At 71.5% G+C, this 23,898-nt stretch carries 16 protein-coding genes and 4 pseudogenes; 6 read left to right on the plus strand and 14 right to left on the minus strand.

What is annotated here, in order from left to right; all coding sequences use genetic code 11:
- The first annotated feature begins 1 nt into the window (after nucleotide 1).
- Entirely contained in the window at nucleotides 2-913 is a 912-nt protein-coding gene (locus tag OG472_RS08195; protein WP_405941229.1) for a MerR family transcriptional regulator, read from the plus strand.
- 65 nt (nucleotides 914-978) lie between these two features.
- Complete coding sequence (locus OG472_RS08200) at nucleotides 979-1,335, plus strand: hypothetical protein (protein WP_401604104.1); 357 nt, start codon at nucleotides 979-981, stop codon at nucleotides 1,333-1,335.
- A gap of 622 nt (nucleotides 1,336-1,957) precedes the next feature.
- On the opposite strand, the gene araD is transcribed toward OG472_RS08200, so the two are convergent.
- Nucleotides 1,958-2,695: an L-ribulose-5-phosphate 4-epimerase AraD gene (gene araD / locus OG472_RS08205; RefSeq protein WP_401604106.1), complete on the minus strand. Its 738-nt coding sequence runs from the start codon at nucleotides 2,693-2,695 to the stop codon at nucleotides 1,958-1,960.
- A gap of 376 nt (nucleotides 2,696-3,071) precedes the next feature.
- On the opposite strand from araD, the gene OG472_RS08210 reads away from it, so the two are divergent.
- Entirely contained in the window at nucleotides 3,072-4,094 is a 1,023-nt protein-coding gene (locus OG472_RS08210; RefSeq protein ID WP_401604554.1) for a LacI family DNA-binding transcriptional regulator, read from the plus strand.
- 230 nt (nucleotides 4,095-4,324) lie between these two features.
- Here the strand turns inward: OG472_RS08210 and yjfF are convergent, their stop codons facing one another.
- The 4 genes from yjfF to OG472_RS08230 all read right to left on the minus strand — a co-directional run bounded on the left by yjfF (nucleotide 4,325) and on the right by OG472_RS08230 (nucleotide 9,093).
- Entirely contained in the window at nucleotides 4,325-5,347 is a 1,023-nt protein-coding gene (gene yjfF, locus OG472_RS08215) for a galactofuranose ABC transporter, permease protein YjfF (protein WP_401604109.1), read from the minus strand.
- A complete protein-coding gene (locus OG472_RS08220) occupies nucleotides 5,344-6,444 on the minus strand; it encodes an ABC transporter permease (RefSeq protein ID WP_405941230.1) in 1,101 nt (366 codons plus the stop codon). The genes yjfF and OG472_RS08220 overlap by 4 nt, the downstream gene beginning before the upstream one ends.
- Complete coding sequence (locus tag OG472_RS08225; protein ID WP_405941231.1) at nucleotides 6,441-8,000, minus strand: sugar ABC transporter ATP-binding protein; 1,560 nt, start codon at nucleotides 7,998-8,000, stop codon at nucleotides 6,441-6,443. The genes OG472_RS08220 and OG472_RS08225 overlap by 4 nt, the downstream gene beginning before the upstream one ends.
- A 94-nt stretch (nucleotides 8,001-8,094) precedes the next feature.
- Nucleotides 8,095-9,093, minus strand: coding sequence for an ABC transporter substrate-binding protein (locus tag OG472_RS08230; protein WP_401604116.1), 999 nt, complete (start codon nucleotides 9,091-9,093; stop codon nucleotides 8,095-8,097).
- Nucleotides 9,094-9,556: 463 nt separating this feature from the next.
- On the opposite strand from OG472_RS08230, the gene araB reads away from it, so the two are divergent.
- Both araB and araA read left to right on the plus strand, forming a co-directional pair.
- Nucleotides 9,557-11,251 carry a ribulokinase gene (gene araB / locus OG472_RS08235; protein WP_405828718.1) on the plus strand — a complete coding sequence of 565 codons (1,695 nt, stop codon included), beginning with the start codon at nucleotides 9,557-9,559 and terminating at the stop codon, nucleotides 11,249-11,251.
- A gap of 82 nt (nucleotides 11,252-11,333) precedes the next feature.
- The gene (gene araA, locus OG472_RS08240) at nucleotides 11,334-12,845 is read left to right on the plus strand and encodes an L-arabinose isomerase (RefSeq protein ID WP_401604121.1); all 1,512 of its coding nucleotides are present in this window, start codon (nucleotides 11,334-11,336) and stop codon (nucleotides 12,843-12,845) included.
- 240 nt (nucleotides 12,846-13,085) lie between these two features.
- Here araA and OG472_RS08245 read toward each other — a convergent pair whose 3' ends face one another.
- Both OG472_RS08245 and xylB read right to left on the minus strand, forming a co-directional pair.
- Nucleotides 13,086-14,294, minus strand: a complete 1,209-nt coding sequence (locus OG472_RS08245) for an ROK family protein (RefSeq protein WP_401604123.1) — start codon at nucleotides 14,292-14,294, stop codon at nucleotides 13,086-13,088.
- 13 nt (nucleotides 14,295-14,307) lie between these two features.
- Complete coding sequence (xylB, locus tag OG472_RS08250; protein ID WP_401604125.1) at nucleotides 14,308-15,738, minus strand: xylulokinase; 1,431 nt, start codon at nucleotides 15,736-15,738, stop codon at nucleotides 14,308-14,310.
- Nucleotides 15,739-15,831: 93 nt separating this feature from the next.
- Here xylB and xylA point away from each other — a divergent pair, with 93 nt between their 5' ends.
- A complete protein-coding gene (xylA, locus tag OG472_RS08255; RefSeq protein WP_405828721.1) occupies nucleotides 15,832-17,004 on the plus strand; it encodes a xylose isomerase in 1,173 nt (390 codons plus the stop codon).
- Between the two features lie 249 nt (nucleotides 17,005-17,253).
- Here xylA and OG472_RS08260 read toward each other — a convergent pair whose 3' ends face one another.
- The 7 genes and pseudogenes from OG472_RS08260 to OG472_RS08290 form a co-directional block, all read right to left on the minus strand.
- A complete protein-coding gene (locus tag OG472_RS08260; protein ID WP_405943152.1) occupies nucleotides 17,254-18,651 on the minus strand; it encodes a GH1 family beta-glucosidase in 1,398 nt (465 codons plus the stop codon).
- Nucleotides 18,652-18,770: 119 nt separating this feature from the next.
- Nucleotides 18,771-18,941 (minus strand): acetylxylan esterase, encoded by a 171-nt coding sequence (locus OG472_RS08265; protein ID WP_405943153.1) that lies wholly within the window; start codon nucleotides 18,939-18,941, stop codon nucleotides 18,771-18,773.
- Between the two features lie 106 nt (nucleotides 18,942-19,047).
- Nucleotides 19,048-19,770 (minus strand): annotated as a pseudogene (locus OG472_RS08270) (acetylxylan esterase); the annotation flags it as partial.
- Nucleotides 19,771-19,945: 175 nt separating this feature from the next.
- Nucleotides 19,946-20,341: pseudogene (locus OG472_RS08275) on the minus strand (carbohydrate-binding protein); the annotation flags it as partial.
- Between the two features lie 22 nt (nucleotides 20,342-20,363).
- Nucleotides 20,364-20,585, minus strand: a pseudogene (locus OG472_RS08280) (hypothetical protein); the annotation flags it as partial.
- A 334-nt stretch (nucleotides 20,586-20,919) separates the two neighbouring features.
- Nucleotides 20,920-21,969: an aldose epimerase family protein gene (locus tag OG472_RS08285; RefSeq protein WP_405941232.1), complete on the minus strand. Its 1,050-nt coding sequence runs from the start codon at nucleotides 21,967-21,969 to the stop codon at nucleotides 20,920-20,922.
- Between the two features lie 97 nt (nucleotides 21,970-22,066).
- A pseudogene (locus OG472_RS08290) lies at nucleotides 22,067-23,855 on the minus strand (ribulokinase).
- Between the last annotated feature and the right edge of the window lie 43 nt (nucleotides 23,856-23,898).

Here is a 23,898-nt window from a genome sequence, read left to right on the forward strand (position 1 = left end):
CATGGAAGACGAATGCCCCGACATGCTCACCATCGGCCGGCTCGCGCACCGTACCGGCCTTCCGGTACGCACCCTGCGCTTCTGGTCGGACCAGGGAGCGGTGCCGCCCGCGGCCCGCTCCGCGAGCGGCTACCGGCTGTACGACGCCGGGTCCGTGGCCCGCGTCGAGCTGGTACGCACCTTGCGGGAGCTGGGCCTCGGGCTCGACGACGTGTGCCGCGTCCTGAGCGGCCGCACCACGGTCGCCGAGGTCGCCGAGGCGCACGTGGCCGCGCTCGACGCGCAGATCCGCTCCCTCAAGGTGAGCCGGGCCGTCCTGTCCACCGTTTCGAAACGTGGTTCGACCGCTGAGGAGACAGCACTGATGAACCGGCTGGCACGGCTTTCCGCCGCTGAACGCAAGCAGATCATCGACGAGTTCAAGGAGGAGGTGTTCGGCGGTCTCGACGTCGATCCCCGCCTGCGTGACCGCATGCGCGCCTTCAGCATCGAACTGCCCGACGACCCCACACCCGAGCAGGTCGACGCCTGGATCGAACTGGCCGAGCTGGTGCGCGACCCCGGCTTCCGCACCCGGATGCGCACCATGCTGGAGCTGAGCACCCCGGCCCCCGGGCAGAGCCGTGCCCCCGGGGCTTCCATCTGGTGGGCCAGGCAGGTCGTGCAGACCGTCGCGGAGGTCAGAGACTGCGGCATCGCCCCCGAGGGACCGGCAGCGGCCGAAGTGCTGTCCGAGCTGTTCGGCGACGCCGATCGGGCCGCCGTGCTGTTGTGCCTGGAGGCCGGGATCGAGGCAGGGGCGGAGCGGTACCGCAGGCTCGTCGCCCGCGTGCGCGGACAGTATTCGTCTCCCGACGCGTCCGAGGAGCTGGAGTGGCTGGCGCGAGCCCTGCGTGCCGCGGATCAAGCCTGACCGGCCGTCTGGTGCACGCCGCATGGTGGAGGGGGACCACGGCGTGGACGGCCCGGTGGACGTCCATGGCGCTGTGGACCCGCGCCCCGGTCCACCTGTGGCCGCTCGCCGTGGGGCTCGGGGCACTGCAGGGCCTGCGGGACCACCGCTCGAAGGTGTCCGAGCTGCCGACGACCACGTCGCGTCCCGCCTGGCACCGCGCCGCCACGCTCGCGGGCACGACGGCGATCACCCTGGCCTCCGCCTTTGCGCTGCTCGTCCTCGTGGGCGCGGTCCAGGTGCTCCCCACCACCACGCACACGCACCTCGGACGGCTGCCGATCTCGCTGGTGGGGGCGCTCTCTCGTCGCGGGAGCCGTGCTGGGCATGGGGGCCGGGGCGGTGCGGGCACTCGCCCGGGACGGGGGCGAGGGGCCCGGTGATCCGCGGCTGCCCGTGCTCGTCCTCGCTACGGGGGCGATGGCAGCCTGGATCGGGCTCGGCGGGCAGGACCTCGCGCCGGACCGCACGGCCGCGATCCGCTGGGTACCGCGAAGAGCGGCACACGTACTGTTCTTCGGCGCGGTCGTCGGCACGGTGCTGCTGACCGTGCAGACCACGGGCGAGTCCATGGCCACTACCGCGTCCGTCGTCCGGGACAGCGCGGGCCTGATGGGACGATGGACGCAGGAAGGGTACGCGCGGTGGGCCCCATACGGAACTGCTCGGCCAAGGCAGCCTGTACGCACGCCTGGCGGCCACTCAGTTCCTGGCGCCGGCACGGTGACTCCGCACCGCGTGGCCATGCCCCCGTCCTGCTGCGCAGGTGCAGATGTCCCTCACACAAGCCATTTGCGCGCCCGGCTGCCACCCGGGCTCGCCGGCCTCAGCAACGCTCCGCCGTGGCCGCGGCCATCGGAATTGACGGCAGCATCGGGCACACCGTCCGTACCCGGTCCGCACCGCCAGCACCCCGGCAAGCCGCATGCCGCATGCCGCGTGCCTCCGAGCCGCGACGGTCGGACGGTCTGGCCGGATCAAACGTCGCCGAGACGCTGCTCGGCGTCAGACACCTGGGGCGTGAGGGACGTTGCCGTAATAGGCGTCCGGTCCGTGCTTACGGGTGAAGTGCCGCTCCAGCAGATGCCTCGGCGGTTCGGAGGCGTCCCCGAGGCGGGACCCCAGCGCCAGCGTGTGCAGCGCCATCTCCGCCACGGCCTCGCAGACGATGGCGTTCTCCAGCGCAGCCTTCGCGGTGGCGCCCCAGGTGAAGGGGCCGTGTCGTGAGACGAGCGCTCCGGGGACCTCCTCGGCCCGACGGGGGTCGCCGTCGAGCCGGGAAACGATCACCTGTCCGGTGTTGTACTCGTAGTCCTGCGCGCACTGCTCGGCGGTGAGGTCCTCCGTCACGGGGACGGGCCCGTTGAAGGTGTCGGCGTGTGTCGTGCCGAGCACGGGGATCGGGCGACGTGCCTGGGCGAAGGCGACGGCGTGCGCCGAGTGCGTGTGGGTGACGCCGCCGATGGAGGGGAAGGCCCGGTAGAGGCACCGATGGGTTTCGGTGTCGGTGGACGGCCTGAGGTGCCCGTCGACGACCCGCCCGTCCTCCAGTGACACCGCCACCAGGTCCTCCTCGGTGAGGTCGGCGTAGGAGACCCCGGACGGCTTGATGACGAAGACGCCGGCGTCTCGGTCTACTCCGCTGACGTTTCCCCAGGTGAGGGTGGCCAGGCCGGCCTCCGGGATGCGCAGGTTGGCCGCGAGGACCTCGCGACGGAGGTCCTTGAGGATGGTCTCGCTCACTACGTTCTCACCGTCTCTCCGACATGCGCGGCGGCTTCCTGGGACCGGCGTCCGGCAGGCCCCGCAGTCGCACATGAGTGGGCTGGACTGATCGGGGGCCGCGCTGGGCATCGCGGCTGCGCCACCGCAGCTACCGCTCCCCCTGTTAGATTGTGAGCGCTAACAAATGGAGATCTCAAGATGCACGCGAAGATTCCTGCCCACAACATGCGGTCATCACTGCATAATGTGAACGCCAACATCGATACCCGTCGATAGCCTCCCGATCGGTCCGAGATGTGTGCGGGCCGCGGCTGCTTCGGTACCTTGAAAAAGCCGCTCGACGAGGAGAGGAAGAGCGTTGACCCAGCTACCGGACGTCTCGCGAGCGCCCACGATGACGGACGTCGCGCGCGTCGCCGGCGTGTCCCACCAGACCGTTTCACGGGTACTCAGCGACCACCCGAACGTCAGCGCCAAGACCCGGGCCGCCGTGACGCAGGTCATCGAGCAGCTGGGGTACCGCCGCAACTCGGCAGCCCGGGCTCTGGCCACTCGCCGGACCCACACGCTGGGCGTCATCGCGGTGAACACCACTCTGCACGGACCCGCCAGCACCGTGGCGGGAGTTCAAGAGGCGGCTCGGGACCGCGGCTATCTGACATCCGCCGTCACGCTCCGGACCGCCACGCAGACAGCCCTCGCCGAAGCCATGCAGCACCTCGCCGGGTGGGGTGTGGAGGGCATCGTCGCCGTCACTCCCCAACGCGACGCGGTGAGGGCCCTGGCGGCATTGGAAGCACCGTGCCCGGTGGTCACCGTGGAAGGCGGCCACACCCTGGACCTGCCAGGCGTGTCGCTGGACCAGAACCTCGGCGCTCGCATGATCACGGAACATCTCCTCGCGTCGGGCCACGCCACCGTGTGGCACGTCGCAGGCCCTCCCGACTGGCTCGAGAGCGAGGCTCGCACCCAGGGGTGGGAGGACGCGCTACGAGAGGCCGGCGCCGAGGTGCCACCCTTGCTGCGCGGCGACTGGAGTCCGCTGTCGGGATACCAGGCCGGCCAGCAGCTCGCGGGGCGGGTCCGGGCGTCACGAGGGCGGGGATCGGGCCTCACCGCGGTGTTCGTCGCCAACGACCAGATGGCCCTCGGCGTGCTACGGGCCCTGCGGGAAGCGGGCCTGCGCACGCCGGAGGACGTGGCGGTCGCCGGCTTCGACGACATCCCCGAGGCGGAGTTCTTCCCGCCCCCGCTGACGACGATCCGTCAGGACTTCGCCTCGATCGGCCGCGCCAGCATCGGGCTGCTCCTGGACCACATCGAAGGCCGGACCGACGAGTCGACGCACCTGGTGGTGGCGCCCGAGCTCATCGTGCGCGCCAGTACGGCCCGCAGGACCTCTCCCCTGGGGGAATGACCCCCGCGGCCCAGGCAATGCCCTCCCCGTGGGTGGGTGACCCCGTCGACGACAAGACGGGCGCCGCGCGTGTGGACCTCCGCGCGGGCCCGGCCGGGGAAGCCGAACCGCCACCGCTCCCACGTTCTTTCATCGGCCGTGCGGAGGGTACGGCCCGTCCGCGGACAGGCGGCAGTCAGTCCGGGCTCTCGAACGCGGTGGCGCGGCCTGCTGGGCAGAGGATCCGGCAGTCAGTCGACGGCAGGGCGGCGTCCGCTCATCAGGCGTTGTAGCACGATGAACACCAGCAGCAGGGAGCCGATGACGATCCGGGTCCACCAGGAGCTGAGCGTGCCCTGGAAGTTGACGACCGTCTGGATCATGCCGAGGACGAGCACGCCGAGAGCGGAGCCCAGGACGAAGCCGGAACCTCCGGTCAGCAGCGTGCCGCCGATCACGGTGGCGGCGATCGCGTCGAGTTCCATGCCCATGGCGTGGAGGGCGTAGCCGGAGAGCATGTAGAAGGTCAGCAGCAGGCCGCCGAGTGCGGAGCACAGGCCGCTGACGGCGTATACAGCGATCTTGGTGGAGCCCACCGGAAGGCCCATCAGGCGTGCGGAAGGCTCATTGCCGCCCAGCGCGTACACGTTGCGGCCGAAGCGCGTGTGGTGCAGTACGACGAAGGCGATCACCAGCACGGCCAGAGCGATGACCACCGGGATCGAGACGAACAGTCCCCCCGGGCCGTACAGCCGGGTCTGTGCGATTCCCGCCGTGGTGGGGTCGCTGATCGTGATGGATTCGGTGCTGATCGTGTAGCAGAGCCCGCGGGCGAGGAACATGCCGGCCAGGGTGACGATGAACGGCTGGATCTCGAAGGTGTGGATGATCCAGCCCATGAGCGTCCCGCTCGCGGCGCCGACCAGCAGGACCAGTGGAATGACGGTAGCCAGGGGCCAGCCGTGCGACTCGACCAGCCAGGCGGTGAGCGTGGTCGACAGAGCCACCATGGATCCGACGGACAGGTCGATGCCGCCGGTGAGGATGACGAAGGTTGCCCCGACCGCGACGACCAGGAGGAATCCGTTGTCGATCAGCAGGTTCAGCACGACTTGCACGGAGAGGAAGCCCTCGTAGCGCACCGATCCGACGCTGAACATGACGACCAGCAGGACGGCCGTGACGATCAGTGGGATACGGGTGCGGGTGCGCGGGGACACGGTCGCGAAGGGGCGGGTGAGCCCAGCGGCGGCGCTCGCGATGCCGGTACTCATGCGCGTACCTCCTGCTGCTGCGGGGCGGCGCCCGCCGTGGTGTGGGATCGGGGAGTGGTCGTCCTGCGGCGGCGCAGGACCTTGGCCCGGAAGACCGGGGACTGCACGAGGCAGACGACGATGACGACGAAGGCCTTGAAGACGAGGGTGGTCTCGGGTGGGACGCCGAGGGTGTAGACGGTGGTGGACAAGGTCTGGATGATCAGGGCGCCCAGGACGGTGCCGCCGAGGGAGAAGCGTCCTCCGGTCAGGGCGGTGCCGCCGACGACGACGGCGAGGATCGCGTCGAGTTCGATCCACAGGCCGGCGTTGTTGCCGTCGGCGCTGGAGACGTTGGAGCTGATCATCAGCCCGGCGACGGCGGCGCACAGCGCGCTGAAGACGTAGACCAGGGCGAGCAGACCGCCGGCGCGGATGCCGACCAGGCGGCTGGCAGCGGGGTTGCCGCCCACGGACTCGATCAGCATGCCGAGTGCGCTGCGACGGGTGACGAAGCCGGTGAGCGCGACGAGGGCGGTGGCCAGGAGGACGGCGAACGGGAAGGCCAGCCAGTAGCCGCCGCCGATCATCTTGTAGGGGGCGCTGGTCACCGTGATGATCTGGCCGCCGGTGATCAGCTGGGCGACGCCGCGGCCCGCGACCATGAGGATCAAGGTGGCCACGATGGGCTGCACCCCCAGCCCGGACACCAGGAAGGCGTTGGCGAGGCCCAGTGCGAGGGCGACGCCGAGCGCGAGGGTGACCGCCGTGAGCATGGTGGCGACACTGCCGGGATGCGCGGCGGTGGAGATGTTCCCACAGGCGAGGGCCCCGGCGATGGCGACCGTGGAACCCACCGAGAGGTCGATGCCGCGGGTGGCTATGACGAGGGTCATGCCGAGCGCCACCATGGCGAGGGGCGCGCCGAACTGGAGGATGTCGATGAGGCTGCCGTAGAGGTGGCCGTCGCGTACGCGGACGGCGAAGAAGTCGTGGTGGAACGCAAGGTTGCCGAAGAGCAGGGCGAGCAGGATGAGCGCGGGCCACAGCAGGCGGTGGCCGGCCAGCCGTCTCCCGATTCCGCCCACCCCCTTGGGCTTGGCAGGCTGGGTGGTCATGAGTCCGCTCCGGTGGCGATGGTCGTGAGGATGCGTTCGGGCGTGACGGTGTCGTCGTTCGTGAGGGTGGCCACCATGCGGTGGTCGCGGAGCACGGCGATGTGGTGGCTCAGGCGCAGGACCTCTTCGAGTTCCGCCGAGATGAACAGCACGGCGGTGCCTTCGCTCGCCAGGCGGGCCACGAGCTTCTGGATCTCCGCCTTGGCCCCGATGTCGATGCCCCGGGTGGGTTCGTCGAGGATCAGGAGCCGGGGTTCGGTCAGCAGCCAACGCGCGAGGAGGACCTTCTGCTGGTTGCCTCCGCTGAGGTGGCGTACCTGCGCTTCGGGGTCGGCGGGGCGGATGTCCAGGGCTTCGATCCAGTGCCGTGCCAGTTCGTCCTGTTTCGCACGGGGCAGCGGCCTGGTCCAGCCGCGGTCGGCCTGCAGAGCGAGGACGATGTTCTCGCGGACCGTGAGCTCGCCCACCAGTCCCTCGGACTCGCGGTTCTCGGAGCAGAACGCGATGCCTCGGGCGATGGCGTGGCGGGGGGTGCGCAGGAGCACCTTCTTGCCCTCGATGCTCACCTCTCCGCCGTCAGCGCTGTCCGCGCCGAACAGGAGGCGGGCCACCTCGGTACGGCCTGAGCCCAGGAGGCCGGCCAGTCCGATGACCTCGCCGGCATGGATGTCGAGGTCGTACGGTTCGATCGAGCCTGTGCGGGTCAGTTGTCGTGCCTGGAGGAACGGCTCGCTGGTCTCCCGTTCGGCCGCTTCCTCGCGCGCACGGTCGGACAACTGGTCGAGGGTGGCCAGTTCTCCGCCGATCATGCGCTGCACCAGCGTCATCGGCGTGAGTTCGCCGATGGGGTACTCGCCTTCCAGGCGGCCGTTGCGCAGGATGGTGACGCGGTCGCAGAGATCGAATACCTGGTCGAGGAAGTGCGTGACGAACAGGATGGCCACACCGCGGTCCCGCAGGCGCCGCACCAGGGTGAAGAGCTGGGCGACCTCCTCGCGATCCAGGCTGGAGGTGGGTTCGTCCAGCACGAGCACCTTCGCCGAGACGTCCACCGCCCGGACGATGGCCACCAGTTGCTGCACGGCGAGGGAGTGCGAACCGAGCAGACCGGTGACGTCCAGGTCGAGGTCCAGTTCCGTCAGCAGCGCTGCCGCCCGCTGCCGCATCGCGGACCAGTGGATGAGGCCGAACCGGCGCGGTTCGCGCCCGATGAGGATGTTCTCGGCGACCGAGATGTTCGGGCAGAGGTTGACCTCCTGGTAGACGGTGCTGATTCCGGCCCGCTGCGCCTGGAGGGGGTCCGCGAACGCGTGGGGCCGGCCGTCGACGAGGATGGCGCCGCCGTCGGCGGGGTGGACACCGGTGAGCACCTTGATCAAGGTGGACTTCCCTGCGCCGTTCTCGCCCATCAGGGCGTGCACCTCACCGGGGAAGAGCCGCAGGGCGACTCCGTCGAGGGCGAGCACGCCCGGGAACTGCTTGCGGATGTCCCGGGCTTCCAGGACCGGCCGCGGGCCGCCGTCGTCCGTGGGCCGCGGGGTGGACGGGGATGCCATCCGCCCTCCTCTCGTGGGTGGGGTGGTGGAGCGGGCTGCGGACGGTGAAGGAGGCACGGAGGCCGGGCCTCCTCCGGAACCGGAACTTGCGGTTTCAGTAGTTCCGGGACGGAAGCGCGGCCGCAGCCTTGTCCTGCGGGAAGACACCCTCCACGGTCTCGACACGAGTCGGCACGCTCTCCCCGGCCGCGACCTTCTTGGTCAGCTCCATCAGTTGGTCGCCGAGCATCGGGTTGCACTCCACCACGACGTTGATCTTGCCCTCGGTCATCGCGACGAAGGCGTCCTTGATCCCGTCCACCGAAATCACCTTGATGTCCGTCCCGGGCTTCTTGCCGGACTCCTCGATGGCCTGGATGGCGCCGAGAGCCATGTCGTCGTTGTGGGCGTAGAGGACGTCGATGTCCTTCTGGGACTTCAGGAACGCCTGCATGACCTCCTTGCCCTTGGAGCGGGTGAAGTCGCCCGACTGCGAGGCAACGATCTTGAACTTGTCGTCGGTGCGGATGACGTCGGCGAAGCCCGCCTTGCGGTCGTTGGCGGGTGCCGAGCCCGTGGTGCCCTGGAGCTCGACGATGTTGACCGGGCCCTGCTCGCTCGCGTACGCACCGGTCAGCCACTCGCCCGCGGACTTGCCCTCCTTGACGAAGTCGGAGCCCAGGAAGGTCTTGTAGAGGGAGGTGTCCTTGGCGTCCACGGCGCGGTCGGTGAGGATGACCGGGATGCCTGCGTCCTTGGCCTCCTTCAGCACCGTGTCCCAACCGGACTCCACGACCGGCGAGAAGGCGATGACGTCGACCTTCTGCTGAATGAAGTTGCGGATCGCCTTGATCTGGTTCTCCTGCTTCTGCTGCCCGTCGGAGAACTTGAGGGTGATCCCGGCCTTCTTCGCCGCCTCCTGGACGGACTTGGTGTTGGCGGTTCGCCAACCGCTCTCGGCGCCGACCTGGGCGAAGCCGAGGGTGATCGTGCCGCCGGAGCCTCCCTTTTCTGCTGAGGAGGGGCCGGGGGCGGGGCTCTTGGTCGAGCAGGCGGTCAACGCCGAGGAGGCGAGAAGGGCGGCGGTGAGGACGAGAGCTGCTCTGCGGGCCATGTCGATTGTCCTTTCAGGGTGCATGGAAGAGGCGCCGCACGGCCGGGGCCGGGCTTGCCCAGGAGGAGTCCCAGGGGTGCCGCGCTGCACGACGGCCGGGGTGGTCGTCGTCGGCGTCGGGGGCGGGGGTGGGGCGGGGTCGGCAGGCGAGGGATCCCCTTGAGGTGGGGGCGCTGTCGCATTGTGAGCGCTAACAAGCCACGTTCTCAACCCTCTTGCGCGCGTTACCTGTCCGTTACCCTGCCGGCCACGGCAACGAGGCGAGGGCTCCAGCGCTTCGCCGCCACCATCGACCCCGCTGCGCCCACTGGAGCTCACATGCGACCCGCACGGACCCCTTGCCTATCGATATTGTTAGCGCTCACACTACGGAGGGACCACCCGCCCGACCGCCAGGATCGCGGGCGGCAACTCCGCCTGCCGGGCCGCCTCCTGCCCCCCGGCTCCTTCGAAAGGCACTCTGTTGACGTCACCCCATCTCCTCGCGCCCACCCCGCATTCCGAGGAATCGGAGCAGTACACGGTCGGCGTCGACTTCGGCACACTGTCGGGCCGCGCCGTGGTGGTGCGGGTTCGCGACGGTCAGGAGCTGGCCGCGGCGGTCCACCCCTACCGGCACGGCGTCATCGACCGGCACCTGCCGCACGGCGGTGCCCAACTGCCTCCGGACTGGGCCCTGCAACACCCCCAGGACTGGCGGGACGTACTGCGTCGCGCCGTCCCGGAGGCCGTGGCGGCGGCCGGGGTCGATCCTGCCGCGGTAATCGGCATCGCCACCGACTTCACCGCGTGCACCGTCCTGCCCACGCTGGCCGACGGGACCCCCCTCGCCGAGACGGAGCTCGCCGGACGGCCGCACGCGTGGCCCAAGCTGTGGAAGCACCACGCGGCCCAGTCGCACGCCGACCGCATCAGTGAACTCGCCCACGCCCGCGGGGAGAAGTGGATCGCCCGCTACGGCGGCCGGATCTCCGCAGAGTGGCAGTTCGCGAAGGCCCTCCAGGTCTTGGAGGAGGATCCGCTCGTCTACGAAACCTGCGCGCGGTGGATCGAGGCCGCCGACTGGATCGTGTGGCAGCTCACCGGCACCGAGTCCCGCAACGCCTGCACGGCCGGGTACAAGGGCATCCACCAGGACGGCGCCTACCCGAGCGAGGAATACCTGGCCGCGCTGAACCCCCGGTTCGCCGACTTCGCACGCACCCGTCTCGAATTCCCCCTCTCTGCGCTGGGCTCACGCGTGGGCTCGCTCAGCACCGAGGCAGCAGCTTGGACAGGGCTGCGCCCCGGCATCGCCGTCGCCGCGGGCAACGTCGACGCCCACGTCACCGCAGCGGCGGCCCAGGCCGTCGAGGACGGTCGACTGCTCGCCATCATGGGCACCTCCACCTGCCACGTCGTCAACGCTCCCGTCCTCGCCGACGTCCCCGGCATCTGCGGTGTCGTCAACGGTGGGATCGTCGAGGGAACCTACGGCTACGAGGCCGGCCAGAGCGCGGTCGGCGACATCTTCGCCTGGGTACTGGACCAAGGCGTCCCGCCGGACTACCTCGCCGAGGCCGCCGACCGCGGCGAGGACCTGCACACCCTGCTGACCCGGAAAGCCGCCCGGCAGCCGGTCGGCGGCCACGGACTGATCGCCCTCGACTGGCTGAACGGCAACCGTTCGGTCCTCGTCGACCACCACCTCTCCGGAGTCATCGTGGGTCTCACCCTCGCGACCCGCCCCGAGGACGTCTACCGCGCGCTGCTCGAAGCCACCGCGTTCGGCACCCGCGTCATCGTGGAGGCTCTGGAGACGGGCGGCGTACCGGTGCACGAGTTCATCGTCGCCGGCGGACTGGCCAAGAACGAACTGCTGATGCAGATCTACTCCGACGTGCTGCGGCGCCCCGTCTCCCTCGCCGCGTCCGACCAGGGCCCCGCCCTCGGGTCGGCCATCCACGCCGCCGTAGCCGCCGGCGCGCACACCGACGTGCGAACGGCCACCGCCGCCATGGGCCGCCGACGGCCTGCCGTCTACACGCCCGACGCCTCCCGGGCCGACGCCTACGACGCCCTCTTCGCCGAGTACCGGCTCCTGCACGACCACTTCGGCACCGGCGGCCTGCTGCAGCGCCTGAGGAACATGCGCGACACGGCCCACACCGCGGGCTGACCCCGCCCCGCTGCTCGTTCCCGCTTCCCCACCCGCCCGCCGCCCTCACCGCCGTTGCGGGACGTCACCTTCAGGAGTCCATGTGCCCAGCCGAACATCCCCCGCCCAGGAAATCTGGTTCCTCACCGGCAGCCAAGGCCTGTACGGAGAAGAGACGCTGAAGCAGGTCGCCGACCAGTCGCGGCAGATCGCCACCACGCTGGCCGACACCTCCGGCATTCCCGCGCGCGTGGTGTGGAAGCCGGTACTGACCGACGCCGATGCCATCCGCCGGGTGTGCCTCGACGCCAGCGCCGACGACCGGTGCATCGGGCTCATCGCCTGGATGCACACCTTCTCGCCGGCCAAGATGTGGATCGCCGGACTGGACGCGCTGCGCAAGCCGTTGCTGCATCTCCACACCCAGTCGAACGTGGCCCTCCCCTGGGACACCATCGACATGGACTTCATGAACCTCAATCAAGCCGCTCACGGAGACCGCGAGTTCGGACACATCCAGGCCCGTGTCGGCGTACCCCGCAAGACCGTGGCCGGCCACGTCACCGACCCGGTGACCACCGAACGCATCGCGATCTGGGCGCGGGCGGCCGCCGCACGATCCGAACTGGCCACCCTCAAGATCGCCCGCTTCGGCGACAACATGCGCGACGTCGCGGTCACCGAGGGCGACAAGGTCGAGGCCCAGCTGCGCTTCGGCGTCTCCGTCAACACCTATGGCGTCAACGACTTGGTGGAGGTCGTCGACAGCGCGGACGAGACCGAGGTGACTTCCCTCGTCAAGGAGTACGAGGACCTGTACCACCTGGCGCCGGAACTGCGGCCCGGAGGCGACCGGCACGACTCCCTGCGCTACGCGGCCCGCATCGAAGCCGGCCTGCGCATCTTCCTGGAAACGGGCGGCTTCGGGGCCTTCACCACCAACTTCGAGGACCTGGGCGGGCTGCGCCAGCTGCCCGGGCTCGCGGTGCAGCGGCTCATGGCCCAGGGGTACGGCTTCGGAGGAGAGGGCGACTGGAAGACCGCCGTCCTGCTGCGCGCCCTGAAGGTCGCCGCCACCGGCCTCCCGGGCGGCACCTCCTTCATGGAGGACTACACCTACGACCTGACAGCGGGCAACCAGCTCATCCTCGGCGCACACATGCTGGAAGTCTGCCCCACCATCGCGGCCGCCAGGCCAAGCTGCGAGATCCACCCCCTCGGCATCGGCGGGCGGGAGGACCCGGTACGCCTGGTGTTCGACGCCGCCCCCGGCCCGGCCGTGGTGGTCGGCCTCGCCGACCTCGGCGACCGGTTCCGCCTGATCGCCAACGACATCGACGTGGTGGCACCCCCTCACCCGCTGCCCACCCTGCCCGTTGCCCGCGCGGTCTGGCGGCCCCGCCCCGACCTGCGGACCTCCACCGAATCCTGGCTGACCGCCGGAGGACCGCACCACACCGTCCTCAGCACCGCCCTCACCTCCGACCACCTCGACGACCTGGCGGAGATGCTCCGCCTGGAACTCGCCCTCATCGACGAGACCACCACCCCGAAGCAGTTCCGGCGCGATCTCCGCTGGAACCAGGCGTACTACCGGTTGGCACTGGGACTGTGAACCAGTGTGTCCGGAGCGGCCTGCCGCACCGGGAACTCTCGTGCGGCGAGCCGCTCGGCGGTCTCAGCTCTGCTGCAGGGGAATCAGGATGAACACGAAGTCTGCCGACGCGAGTTCGAGCCGGTACTGGACAGGACACCGGGTCCCACAGGGGCGGTGCCGAGGCCCTGGACGGCGTGGTCGGTGTGAAGGTCGATCACCGGGCGGCCACCCGCCCGGCGGACCCGCGCGGTCGCGGCCCTAGGTCGTCAGGCGGGTGGGATCGGCGATGATCTGCCGGACGGTCGACCATGCCGCGCCCAGCACCGGTCCGCGCCGGCCCAGGGCGGAGGGGCGTACCGCCTCCGGGGTCCAGGGCCGGACGGTGATCCGGGCGGCGAGTTCGGCGCGGATGGACGGGAGGAGCCAGTCGGCGAGTTCGGCGTAGGCGCCGCCCAGAACGAGGGAGTCCGGGTCGATCAGGTTCACCGCCGAGGTGAGGGCGAGGCCCAGGGCCCGTCCTGCACGGTCCAGGGCGCGCAGGGTCGCCGCGTCCCCGGCGCCTGCCCGCTCGGCCAGCAGGGCCACAGGGTCGCCGACGTGCGCGAGCCCGGCCTCGCGCAGCACGGCCGCTTCGCCCGCGTACTGCTCCAGGCAGCCGCGTGCCCCGCAGGCGCAGCGGGTGCCATCCGGGTGGACGGGCAGGTGGCCGAGCTCGCCCGCGAAGCCGCGGGCGCCCCGGAACAGCTGCCCGCCGACGACCAGTGCGGCACCGATTCCGGCCTCGGCGGAGACGTGTACGAAGGTCTCGGCGGGGTGTCCCTGGTGCCACTGCTCGGCCAGCGCCCCGAGGTTGGCCTCGTTCTCCGGCTCGGGCACGGTGTCGGGGTCGGGCCAGTGGTCGGCGGGGCGGACGGCTTGCCAGCCGAGGTTGGGGGCGTTCGCGACCAGTCCGCTCGGCTCGTTCGGCACCACCCCCGGCACGGCCAGTACACGGCCCGCGACGCGCAGGCCGAGGGCGGCGGCCTCGGACTCCGCCTCGGCGCCCAGCACGGCGGCCTCCGCCAGTACCTGCCCGGCCGGCCGGCCCGCGTTGGCTCGCTCCACCCGACGCCAGACCCGGGGTTCACCGCGCAGGTCCACGACGCACGCGGCGAGATGGGTGACGCCGATCTCCAGGCCGAGGCCCGCGGGACCCCGGTCGTTCAGTGCCAGTGCCCGTCCGGGGCGGCCGACACGTCCGCTGGGCGCGGTCTCCGTCTCGGTCAGCGCTCCGCGACCGATGAGCTCGTCGACCATGGAGGAGACGGCCGGCCTGGTCAGGCCGGTGCGCCCGGCGACGTCCGCCCGGGAGAGCGGGCCGTGCGCGGCGACCGCGCCGATCACCGCCGCGAGGTTCTGCCGACGCATCCCCTGCTGCGAGGCGGGCGCGGCCTCCGCGCCCCCGCCCGCCCTGCCGATCACCGTCATTGACCCGACCCTCCTATCGTTCTTCCGACGAAACCTCCTGCAAGGCCCGCGCCCGCCGCAGAGTACTGGTGATCCGTTCGAGCGTGTCGTCGTCACGGGTCACGGGTTCCAGCACCCGGCCCCCGGCGGTCCCCCAGCGCCGGGCGACGGCGTCGGCAGGCTCACCCGAGAGCAGTGCGGCGGCCTGGGCGGCGGCCCCGAGCGCGACCAGTTCCCGGGCATCGGGCACCTGGACCGCTCGGCCGGACAGTCGCAGGACGGTCTGCTGCCAGGCCCTGCCGCGGGCTCCGCCGCCGATCAGCAGCAAGGGTTCGTCGGGGGCGGGGTTCTCGCCTCCGGCGCGCAGCACGTCGTCCAGGGCCGCGAGCAGGGCTTGGGCGGCGCCGTCGTAGGCAGCCTGGAGCAGCTGGCCCGGCGTGGTGTCGTGGCGCAGGCCGTGGACGAGGCCGGAAGCGCCCGGGAGGTCCGGGGTGCGCTCGCCGTCCAGGTAGGGAAGCACCACCACCGTGCCGCCTGCCTCGACGTCCTCGCGGTCGCGGCCGACGAGGGCGGCGAAGCGGTCGACGGCGAGGGTGCAGTTGAGCGTGCAGGCCAGCGGCAGCCAGCCGCCGAGGGCATCGGCGAAGCCGGCGACGGTTCCGCTCGGGTCGGCGGGCCGGGTCCGGCCGACGGCGTAGACGGTGCCGGAGGTGCCGAGGCTCAGCACCGGCCGTCCAGGGGTCAGACCCAGCCCGAGGGCGGCGGCCATGTTGTCACCGGTCCCTGTGGCGACCAGCGCGCCCTCGCGCAGTGGCATCCCGGCCCGGACGGCGCCCGCCCGGGCGCCCGGCGGGAGGACCTGTGGCAGCAGCCCGGGGTCGAGGCCGATCCGGCCGAGGACGTCCTGGTCGTAGCCGTCCGGGCCCCACCAGCCGGTTCCCGACGCGTCACCGCGGTCCGTCACCGCCTCACCGGTCAGCCGCTCCGTCAGGAAGTCGTGGGGAAGCCGGACGGCCGCGACGCGGTCGGCGGCGGCACGCTCGTTCGCGTGCAGCCAGGCCCACTTGGCGGACGTGAAGGCGGCCGTCGGGACGCTGCCGGTGCGGCGGGCGAGCTCTGCCGGGCCGAATGCGGCTGCGAGCTCGGCGGCCTGCGGGGCGGAGCGGACGTCGTTCCACAGCAGCGCCGGGCGCACCGGCCGGCCGGCCGCGTCGAGGGTGACCAGGCCGTGCTGCTGGCCGGCGATCGAACAGGCGGCGGCGCGATCCGCCCAGCCGGTGCCCGCCATGGCCTGGCCGAGCGCCCGCCACCACTCTTCGGGGTCGCTCTCGCGTCCGGCGCCCGCGCTGACGGCGTGCGCGGCGCGGCCCTCGCCCAGGACCGCGCCGGTTTCCACGTCGACGGCGAGGGCCTTGGTGGACTGGGTCGAGCTGTCGACACCGATCACGACACGCTGAGCAGCCATGCGTTCCTCCGGTGGGGTTCCTTCTGGCGTCTCGGCATACTAATTTGTTTTTCGTCATTACAAATAGACCTCGGCCCTGATCCGGAGCGCCTCATGACCAGCGACCCGCTCGTCCCCACTCCCGCGCACAGGTTCACCTTCGGCCTGTGGACCGTCGGCTGGCAGGGCCGGGACCCCTTCGGCGACGCCACCCGACCCGCCCTCGACCCGGTCGAGACCGTGCAGCGACTGGCCGAGCTCGGCGCCTACGGCGTCACGTTCCACGACGACGACCTGATCCCCTTCGCCGCCGGCGACACCGCACGCGAGCAGGCGGTCAAGCGCTTCCGCACCGCACTCGACACGGCCGGGCTGAAGGTGCCGATGGCCACCACCAACCTCTTCACCCACCCTGTGTTCAAGGACGGCGCCTTCACCGCCAACGACCGGGAGGTCCGCCGGTACGCGCTGCGCAAGACGATCCGCAACATCGACCTGGCCGTGGAACTCGGCGCCTCGGTCTACGTCGCCTGGGGCGGCCGCGAGGGCGCCGAGTCGGGCGCGGCCAAGGACGTGCGCACCGCCCTCGACCGGCTGAAGGAGGCCTTCGACCTGCTGGGCGAGTACGTCGACGGCCAGGGTTACGACCTGCGCTTCGCGATCGAACCCAAGCCCAACGAGCCGCGCGGCGACATCCTGCTGCCCACCATCGGCCACGCCCTGGCCTTCATCAACGAGTTGGACCGGCCCGAGCGGGTCGGCCTCAACCCGGAGGTCGGCCACGAGCAGATGGCCGGGCTGAACTTCCCGCACGGCATCGCCCAGGCCCTGTGGCACGGCAAGCTCTTCCACATCGACCTCAACGGCCAGACCGGCATCAAGTACGACCAGGACCTGCGCTTCGGCGCGGGCGACCTGCGCCAGGCCTTCTGGCTGGTCGACCTGCTGGAATCGGCCGGCTACGACGGCCCCCGCCACTTCGACTTCAAGCCGCCGCGCACCGAGGACTCCGCCGGCGTCTGGGCCTCGGCGGCCGCCTGCATGCGCAACTACCTGCTCCTGGCCGAGCGTTCCCGCGCCTTCCGGGCCGATCCGGAGGCCCAGGCCGCGCTCGCCGCCTCCCGTCTGCCCGAACTCGCCCTTCCCACCGCCGAGGACGGCCTGGCCGGTCTCCTGGCCGACAGGTCCGCCTTCGACGACTTCGACGTCGATGCCGCCGCCCGCCGCGGCATGGCCTTCGAACGCCTGGACCAGCTCGCCCTCGAACACCTCCTCGGCGCCCGCTGAGCCGGTGTGCCCATGAGCCGGGCCGCGGCGTTCCACGGCCCGGCTCCGCACGAGGAAACCGCCGGGAGGTTTCCACCCGCAGCGACAGCTCACCCGCACCGAGCTCGACCACCGCGCCGTCCCGGTACACCTTCCCCACATCCGGTCGCGCCCCGGGCAGCGTGTACTCCGGCCCCCGCCGCACCGAACCGGCGCGGTGGGTGACGCGGACCCCGTTCACGCCCTCGGCCGGCGACCAGCACTCGACGGTCAGCCGGGTTCCTCCGCCCGCGCGCGGTGCGCGGTGATCAGGCCCCGGTACCAGTGGTAGCTGTCCTTGGGCGTTCGGGTCAGGGTGTCGTAGTCGACGTGGACCAGACCGAAGCGCTGGCCGTAGCCGCGCGCCCACTCGAAGTTGTCCAGCAGGGACCAGACGTAGTAGCCGCGCACGTCCACCCCGGCGGAGATGGCGTCGGCGACGGCGGCGAGATGGTCCGCGAGGTAGTTGATCCGCGCGGTGTCATGGACCCGGCCGTCGGGGCCGACGGTGTCGTCCTCCGCGGAGCCGTTCTCGGTGATCCAGACCGGCGGAAGCCGCGGGTAGCGGGCGTGGAGTTCGCGGAGCAATTCTGTGAGCGCGTCCGGGACGACGGGCCATCCCATGGTGGTGTGCCGGGCCCTGTACCGGTCCAGCTCGGTGACGCCGACGTCCACGGCGGTACGCATTTCGGGGTCGGCCTCGCGGTGGGGGGCGGCGGCGAACGTCACGGGACGGTAGAAGTTGATTCCGAGGAAGTCCAGTGGGACGCCGATCAGCTCCAGGTCGCCCGGCAGTCGCCAGGGGCCGTCGGCGAGGCCGGCCCAGGTCTCGGCCTCGTGCGCGGGGTAGCGGCCGGCGAGGAGCGGCTCGGTCCAGACCTCGTTGTGGAGGACCCTGGCGCGGCGCAGGGCGGCCCGGTCCTCGGGGAGGGCGGAGGCGAGATGGATGCGGTCGAGGTTGAGGGTGATCCCGACCTCCTGGGCGCCCGCGGCGCGCAGCTCCCGTACCGCGAGGCCGTGGGCGACCAGCAGGTGGTGTGCGGCCGCCAGCGCGCCGCGGCCCTCCTCGGCACCGGGTGCGTGCCGCCCCTCGGCGTAGCCCGTGAAGGCGGAGCGGTACGGCTCGTTGAGGGTGATCCAGCGCTCCACCCGGTCCCCGTAGCGCTCGGCCGCGAAAGCCGCGTACTGCGCGAACGCCTCGGCGGTCTCCCTGACGCGCCAGCCACCGCGGTCCTCCAGCGCCTGGGGCAGATCCCAGTGGTAGAGGGTGACGGCGGGGGCGACTCCGGCGGCCAGCAGCCCGTCGATCAGGCGGTCATAGAAGTCCAGGCCCTTGGGGTTGACCGGTCCGGTGCCCCCGGGCAGCAAGCGGGGCCAGGAGATCGAGAAGCGGTAGCCGTCGACGCCGAGCCCGCGCAGCAGGGCGATGTCCTCGCCGTAGCGGTGGTAGTGGTCGCAGGCGGTGTCGCCCGTGGCACCGGCGAGGGTACGGCCGGAGGTGTGGCTGAAGGTGTCCCAGATGGACGGGCCGCGGCCGTCCTCGTCGTGGGCGCCCTCGATCTGATAGGCGGCGGTCGCGGCACCGAAACGGAACCCGGCGGGCAGTTCCGGGAAGGCCGGGGTGCTCATTGGCGGTACCTCATGGGTCTGTCGGGCTCCTCGGTCTCGGGGGCGTGGCTCGGTGAGTGGAGCGGCCGGGCGCGCGGGCCGCCCTCGAGCGGTCTGCCCGGTCCGGTGGTACAGGGCGGTCAGAGCTCCGGTGCCTGGCCGCGCTCGCGCAGCCAGGCCAGTTGGACGGGTGGGTTGGAGCCGCAGCCGCCGCCGTGGTCGCCGAACGGCCACACGGTCATGCTGCGGTCCTCCCCCGCGTACTGATTGAAGGTGGCGTAGACCGTGGAGGGCGGGCAGACCGGGTCCATCAGGCCCACGCTGAACAGCGTCGGCGCGGTGGCGCGCCGGGCGAAGTGGACGCCGGGCGAAGTGGACGCCGTCGAAGTGGGCGAGGGTGGCGAACGCCGGCTCCACGCGGCGGCGGCTGTGCCAGCGCAGGTACTTGGCGATCTCCTGGTACGGACCGTCGCCGCAGATCGCGGCAGCGCGGCGGAAGTGGCACAGGAACGGGACGTCCGGCATCGCCGCCGCCACGCGGTCCCCGGCGAGACCGGCGACGGCGAGCGCCAGACCGCCGCCCTGGCTGGCTCCGGCCACCACGATCCGACGGCCGTCGAGGCCGGGCAGCTCCGCGACCGCGTCCACGGCTCGCACACAGTCGGTGACCAATCGCCGGTAGTAGTAGGTGTCGGGAGAGTCGATGCCGCGGGTCATGAAGCCCTCGACCCACTGCGTACCGTCGCCCACGCCCCGGTCCGGGGTGTCGTGGCCCTGGCCCCGGCTGTCGACGACGAGTTGGGCGTAGCCTGCGGCGGACCAGAACAGGTGGTCGGTGGGCAGTCCTCGACCGCCGCCGTAGCCCATGTAGGTGACGATGACCGGCAGCGGTCCGGCCGTGTTGCGCGGGCGCAGCAGCCAGGCGGCCACCGGCTCGCCGTTCCAGCCGGGGAAGCGCACGTCGTCGACCTCGACGGTGCTCAGCAGGTGCTGGGCGGTGACCCGTTCCACCTTGATCGCCGCATCGTGCGACCGGGCTTCGGCAAGGGTCCGCCGCCAGAAGGCGTCGAAGTCGGCCGGTTCGGGTAACTCCGGCCGGTAGCCGACGAGTTCGTCCACGTCGAGGTCGGTGAGCGGCATGGGGCTTCCTCCGGTCGGAGAGCTGACGAGGTAGCGGAGCTCGGCGGCCACAGGGAGCCTTGCCCTGCAGGTACGGGCACAGGTGTGGGGAGGAGTGGCGGCCCGCCCCCCGGACGGGCCGCCGGTCTCGGGGGGTGCGGGCCTCAGTCGGTCCCGCGGACGCGGTGAAGCTGAAGGCGGCCAAGCGGGAGGCGCTGTGCAGCGTCAGCCGCAGGTCATGGACGCCGGCCGGCGGAGCGGCGAGCTCGGCCGCGACGGTCGTCCACGTGTAGCGGTTGCCGGTGACGGGAACACCGACCTCCGCCAGCAGCCGGTCACCGGCCCGGAGTTCCGGCCACACCTCGCCGGGACCCGCGTTCTCGAGGGCGGCCTCGGCCTCTACCCGGACCGCCCCGGAGAGTTCGACGGCGCGGAAGAGAAGCGTCGCGGGCCGCGCCGGATCGGCCTGAGTCACTGCGTCACCGCTGGAGCGGGTGCCGTCGACGATGGTGGTGTGCGCGTGGTCGTCGAAGTCGACGGTCAGAGTTCGACGGTTGACGACCACGCGGGGCGCGGGGGCCGTTCCGGTCACCGGCGCAGCTCGTCCGAGACGGCTTGGGGAAGACGGTCTCCACTTCCATCCAGGAGACCCCGTGCAGGACCTTGCCGCCGGTTCGGAAGGAGCCGACGCCGAGGCGCGGGACGGCCGGTGCGTACTGGTGGAGCATCGCGATCCGTTCGTCGAGCGTGAGCCCTTCGAGCAGGTCGTCGACACGCTTGCGCAGCGGTAGCGCCGGATCACGGATAGCAGGCAGACCTGCTGCGGACGCGGACAGGGAACTCACGTGGACGACCCTTCGGCAGGCTGGGTGCTCTGACCATTCGCAAGCGCTTCGACCATGCGTGTGGGCGATGGCGGCGTTGCTGTACGCGGCTGCGCAGGCTCCTACCCCGCCTCCCCGACCGCCGCTGTCTCCGGTCCCGGGCAAGGGGGCGGCTACACCGCCATCCCACCGCTGGGGAGCACCGTCCCGCGGGTCGGCAACTCCTTCCACCGGGCCGAGTACGACCACCCGCACTTCGGCCGCCGGGGCACGACCTGCCCGCGTCCGTCTCCGCGACGACCCGGAACTTCCCAGGACGGGCGTCAGCGGTCGAGGGCAGCCTTCCCTACTCGGCCGAGAAGCGGTACACCGTCGTCGAGCGGTACTCCTCCCCCGGGCGCAGGTGGGTGGAGGGGTACTCGGGCCGGTTCGGCGAGTCCGGAAAGTGCTGGGTCTCCAGCGCGATGCCCGCGTACGCGAAATACGGGCGACCGGAGCGGCCGGTCAGCGAGCCGTCGAAGTGGTTTCCGGTGTAGACCTGGAGCCCCGGCTCCGTCGTCAGGCATTCGACGCGGCGGCCGCTGGCAGGGTGGCTCAGGACGGCGGCCCGCCTGAGCCCGGTGCCGTCGAGCACCCAGTTGTGGTCGAAGCCATCGCCGGCCCGGCGGACCTGCGGGTGTTCCTCGGTGATGCGGGCACCGATCGTCCGGGCCTCGCGGAGGTCGAACGGCGTGCCCGTGACGGACTCGGCCGGACCGAGCGGTATCAGTTCTGCGTCCACGGGGGTGTAACGGGTGGCCTCGACCCGCAGCAGGTGGCCGAGCACCGTCCCACAGCCCTCGCCGGCCAGGTTGACGTACATGTGGTTGGTGAGGTTGACGACCGTCAGGGCATCCGTGGTCGCGCGGTAAGTGAGGGAGAGTTCGCCGTCGGGGCCGAGCAGGTAGGTGACCTCGGCCCTGAGCGCGCCCGGGAATCCCTGGTCGCCGTCGGGACTGTCCACGCGGAAACGGACGCCGGCCCGCCTGCCCACGCGGACCGGCACGCCGTCCCAGAGGCGAGTGGCGAAGCCGTCCGGTCCGCCGTGCAGGGTGTGGCCGCCCTGCTGGGTCGCCAGCCGGTGCGTCGTGCCGCCCAGGAGCAGCGTTCCGCCGGCGATTCGATTGGCGTAGCGGCCGACCGTCGCGCCGAAGTAGACCGCCTCCCCGAACAGATCCGCCGTGCTCTCACAGCCCAGGACGACGTTGGCACACCGCCCGTCCCGGTCCGGCGTGTGCAGGGCCTGCAAGCGGGCTCCCAGACTGAGCACCTCCGCCGTCACGCTCTCCGGGGAGCCGAACGTCCAGCGGGTGATGCGCCGCCCGTCCGGGAGCTCTGCGGCAGTCTCCTGGGTCACCGTCACTTCACCATGGGATACGAGTGCGTCTCGCGACACGCGACTACTCCGTTCAACGCGGCGGGGAGGGGAGCGACGCCCGCCGTACGGGCGGGCGTCATCGGCCCGGAAAGGGCGGGGTCACATCCCCCGGGCCGGTGTGCGGCGGTGTCGGAGGAGGGCGCGTGACCGCCATCACGACGGTCAGGGCGGCGTTGCGGATGCGGCGCAGCCGGCGGAGCAGATGGTCCGGACCGGTGCCGAAGTGGTCGTACAGGGCGCGGTACTCGGCTTACAGCGCGTCGTAGGCGTCGGCTCGGCCGGGGTCGGGCTGGTACGCCCCCCGGAGCACCCGGCCCATGGCCACGGCCGCGGAGCACATCGCGGTGCGCCCCGGCGGCGACAGCGGCGTGGATCGCCGATCCGAGGGCCGGACCCTGATCCGATACGGCGAGCGAGAGGGGACGGCGCAGTACGCCGGCGTAGATCTGCATCAGCAGGGCGTTCTTCTTCAGGCCACCGGTGACGATGAACTCGGTGACGGGGACACCGCCCTGCTCCAGGGCCTCGACGATGACGCGGGTACCGAAGGCGGTGGCCTCCAGCAGGGCGCGGTAGATCTCCTCGGGGCGGGTGTGGAGTCCGAGGCCGACGATCACGCCGGAGAGGCGGTGGTCGACCAGGGTGGAGCGGTTGCCGTTCATCCAGTCGAGCGCCACCAGGCCGTGCCCACCCACGGGCTGGGCGGCGGCCTTGCGGCTGAGGAGCTCGTGCAGGTCCTCACCTACCGCCTCGGCCTCGGCGAGGTAGTGGGCCGGGAGGCCCTGGCGCAGCCACCAGGCGAGGATGTCGCCCACGGCACTCTGACCCGCCACGTAGCGGTAGGAGCCGGTGACGATGCCGTCGTCGACCACGCCGCGGATGCCGGGGACGTCCGCGAGGGCGGCGCCGTTGACGACGTGGCAGGTGGAGGTGCCCATGAGGGCGAGGAGCTGGCCGTTCTCGAGGGCCCGCGCGGCCGGTGCGGCCACCTGCGCGTCGACGCTGCCGGCGGCCACCGCGATGCCCTCGGGCAGACCCGTCCACTTCGCCGCCCGGGCGGTGAGCGAGCCGGCCCGGGAGCCGGGCGGGGTGAGGGGGTGCTCCAGACGGGTGCGGGCGAAGTCGGCGAACCCGGGGTGCAGAGCGGCGAGGTACTCCTCGCTCGGGTAACCGCCGTCCTGGAAGACGCCCCCGTATCCGGCCGTGCAGGCGCTGCGGCTCTCGACGCCGGTGAGCTGCCAGACGATCCAGTCGGCCGCCTCGATCCACCGCGCGCAGGCGGCATAGACGGCCGGGTCCTCCTCCAGGACCTGGAGCGCCTTGGCGTACTGCCACTCGGCGGAGATCCTGCCGTCGTAGCGGGAGATCCACTTCTCTCCGCGGGCGTGGGCGAGGGCGTTGATGCGGTCGGCCTGGTCCTGGGCCGCGTGGTGCTTCCAGAGCTTGGGCCAGGCGTGCGGGTGAGAGGCCCACTCGGTGGTCTCGGCGAGCGCGGTGCCGTCGGCGAGCACCGGCAGGACCGTGCAGGCGGTGAAGTCGGTGGCGATGCCGATGACGTGGGCGGGATCGACGCCGGAGACGGCGAGCGCGGCGGTTACGACGGTGCGCAAGACCTCGCGCCAGTCCTCGGAGTGCTGCAGGGCCCAGTCGGGCGGTAGTGGGTGCCCGGTGCCGGGTAACTCGCGCTCGATGACGGCGTGCGGGTACTCGTGGACGACGGTTGCGAGCTCCTGTCCGTCATGCACGCGGACCACCACGGCACGACCGGAGAGGGTGCCGAAGTCGACGCCGACGACGTACCTGTCCGAGCCCCGGACGGCAGGGATCAAGGTCACTTTCTCATCCTTCGCACCGGCAACCAGCATTGTTTCCAGCGGAGTTGAAGGGGGGAATCTCTCGGATGAAGAT

The sequence above is a fragment of the Streptomyces sp. NBC_00207 genome, assembly GCF_045160965.1.
In the GTDB taxonomy this organism is placed as follows: Bacteria; Actinomycetota; Actinomycetes; order Streptomycetales; family Streptomycetaceae; genus Streptomyces.

Excerpts from the sequence above, each read along its gene's own strand:
- OG472_RS08195 (WP_405941229.1), top strand. The coding sequence starts at position 2 with ATGGAAGACGAATGCCCCGACATGCTCACCATCGGCCGGCTCGCGCAC.
- OG472_RS08200 (WP_401604104.1), top strand. The coding sequence starts at position 979 with ATGGCGCTGTGGACCCGCGCCCCGGTCCACCTGTGGCCGCTCGCCGTG.
- OG472_RS08210 (WP_401604554.1), top strand. The coding sequence starts at position 3,072 with ATGACGGACGTCGCGCGCGTCGCCGGCGTGTCCCACCAGACCGTTTCA.
- yjfF (WP_401604109.1), bottom strand. The coding sequence starts at position 5,347 with ATGAGTACCGGCATCGCGAGCGCCGCCGCTGGGCTCACCCGCCCCTTC.
- OG472_RS08220 (WP_405941230.1), bottom strand. The coding sequence starts at position 6,444 with ATGACCACCCAGCCTGCCAAGCCCAAGGGGGTGGGCGGAATCGGGAGA.
- OG472_RS08225 (WP_405941231.1), bottom strand. The coding sequence starts at position 8,000 with ATGGCATCCCCGTCCACCCCGCGGCCCACGGACGACGGCGGCCCGCGG.
- OG472_RS08230 (WP_401604116.1), bottom strand. The coding sequence starts at position 9,093 with ATGGCCCGCAGAGCAGCTCTCGTCCTCACCGCCGCCCTTCTCGCCTCC.
- OG472_RS08245 (WP_401604123.1), bottom strand. The coding sequence starts at position 14,294 with ATGACGGTGATCGGCAGGGCGGGCGGGGGCGCGGAGGCCGCGCCCGCC.
- xylB (WP_401604125.1), bottom strand. The coding sequence starts at position 15,738 with ATGGCTGCTCAGCGTGTCGTGATCGGTGTCGACAGCTCGACCCAGTCC.
- xylA (WP_405828721.1), top strand. The coding sequence starts at position 15,832 with ATGACCAGCGACCCGCTCGTCCCCACTCCCGCGCACAGGTTCACCTTC.
- OG472_RS08260 (WP_405943152.1), bottom strand. The coding sequence starts at position 18,651 with ATGAGCACCCCGGCCTTCCCGGAACTGCCCGCCGGGTTCCGTTTCGGT.
- OG472_RS08265 (WP_405943153.1), bottom strand. The coding sequence starts at position 18,941 with ATGGACCCGGTCTGCCCGCCCTCCACGGTCTACGCCACCTTCAATCAG.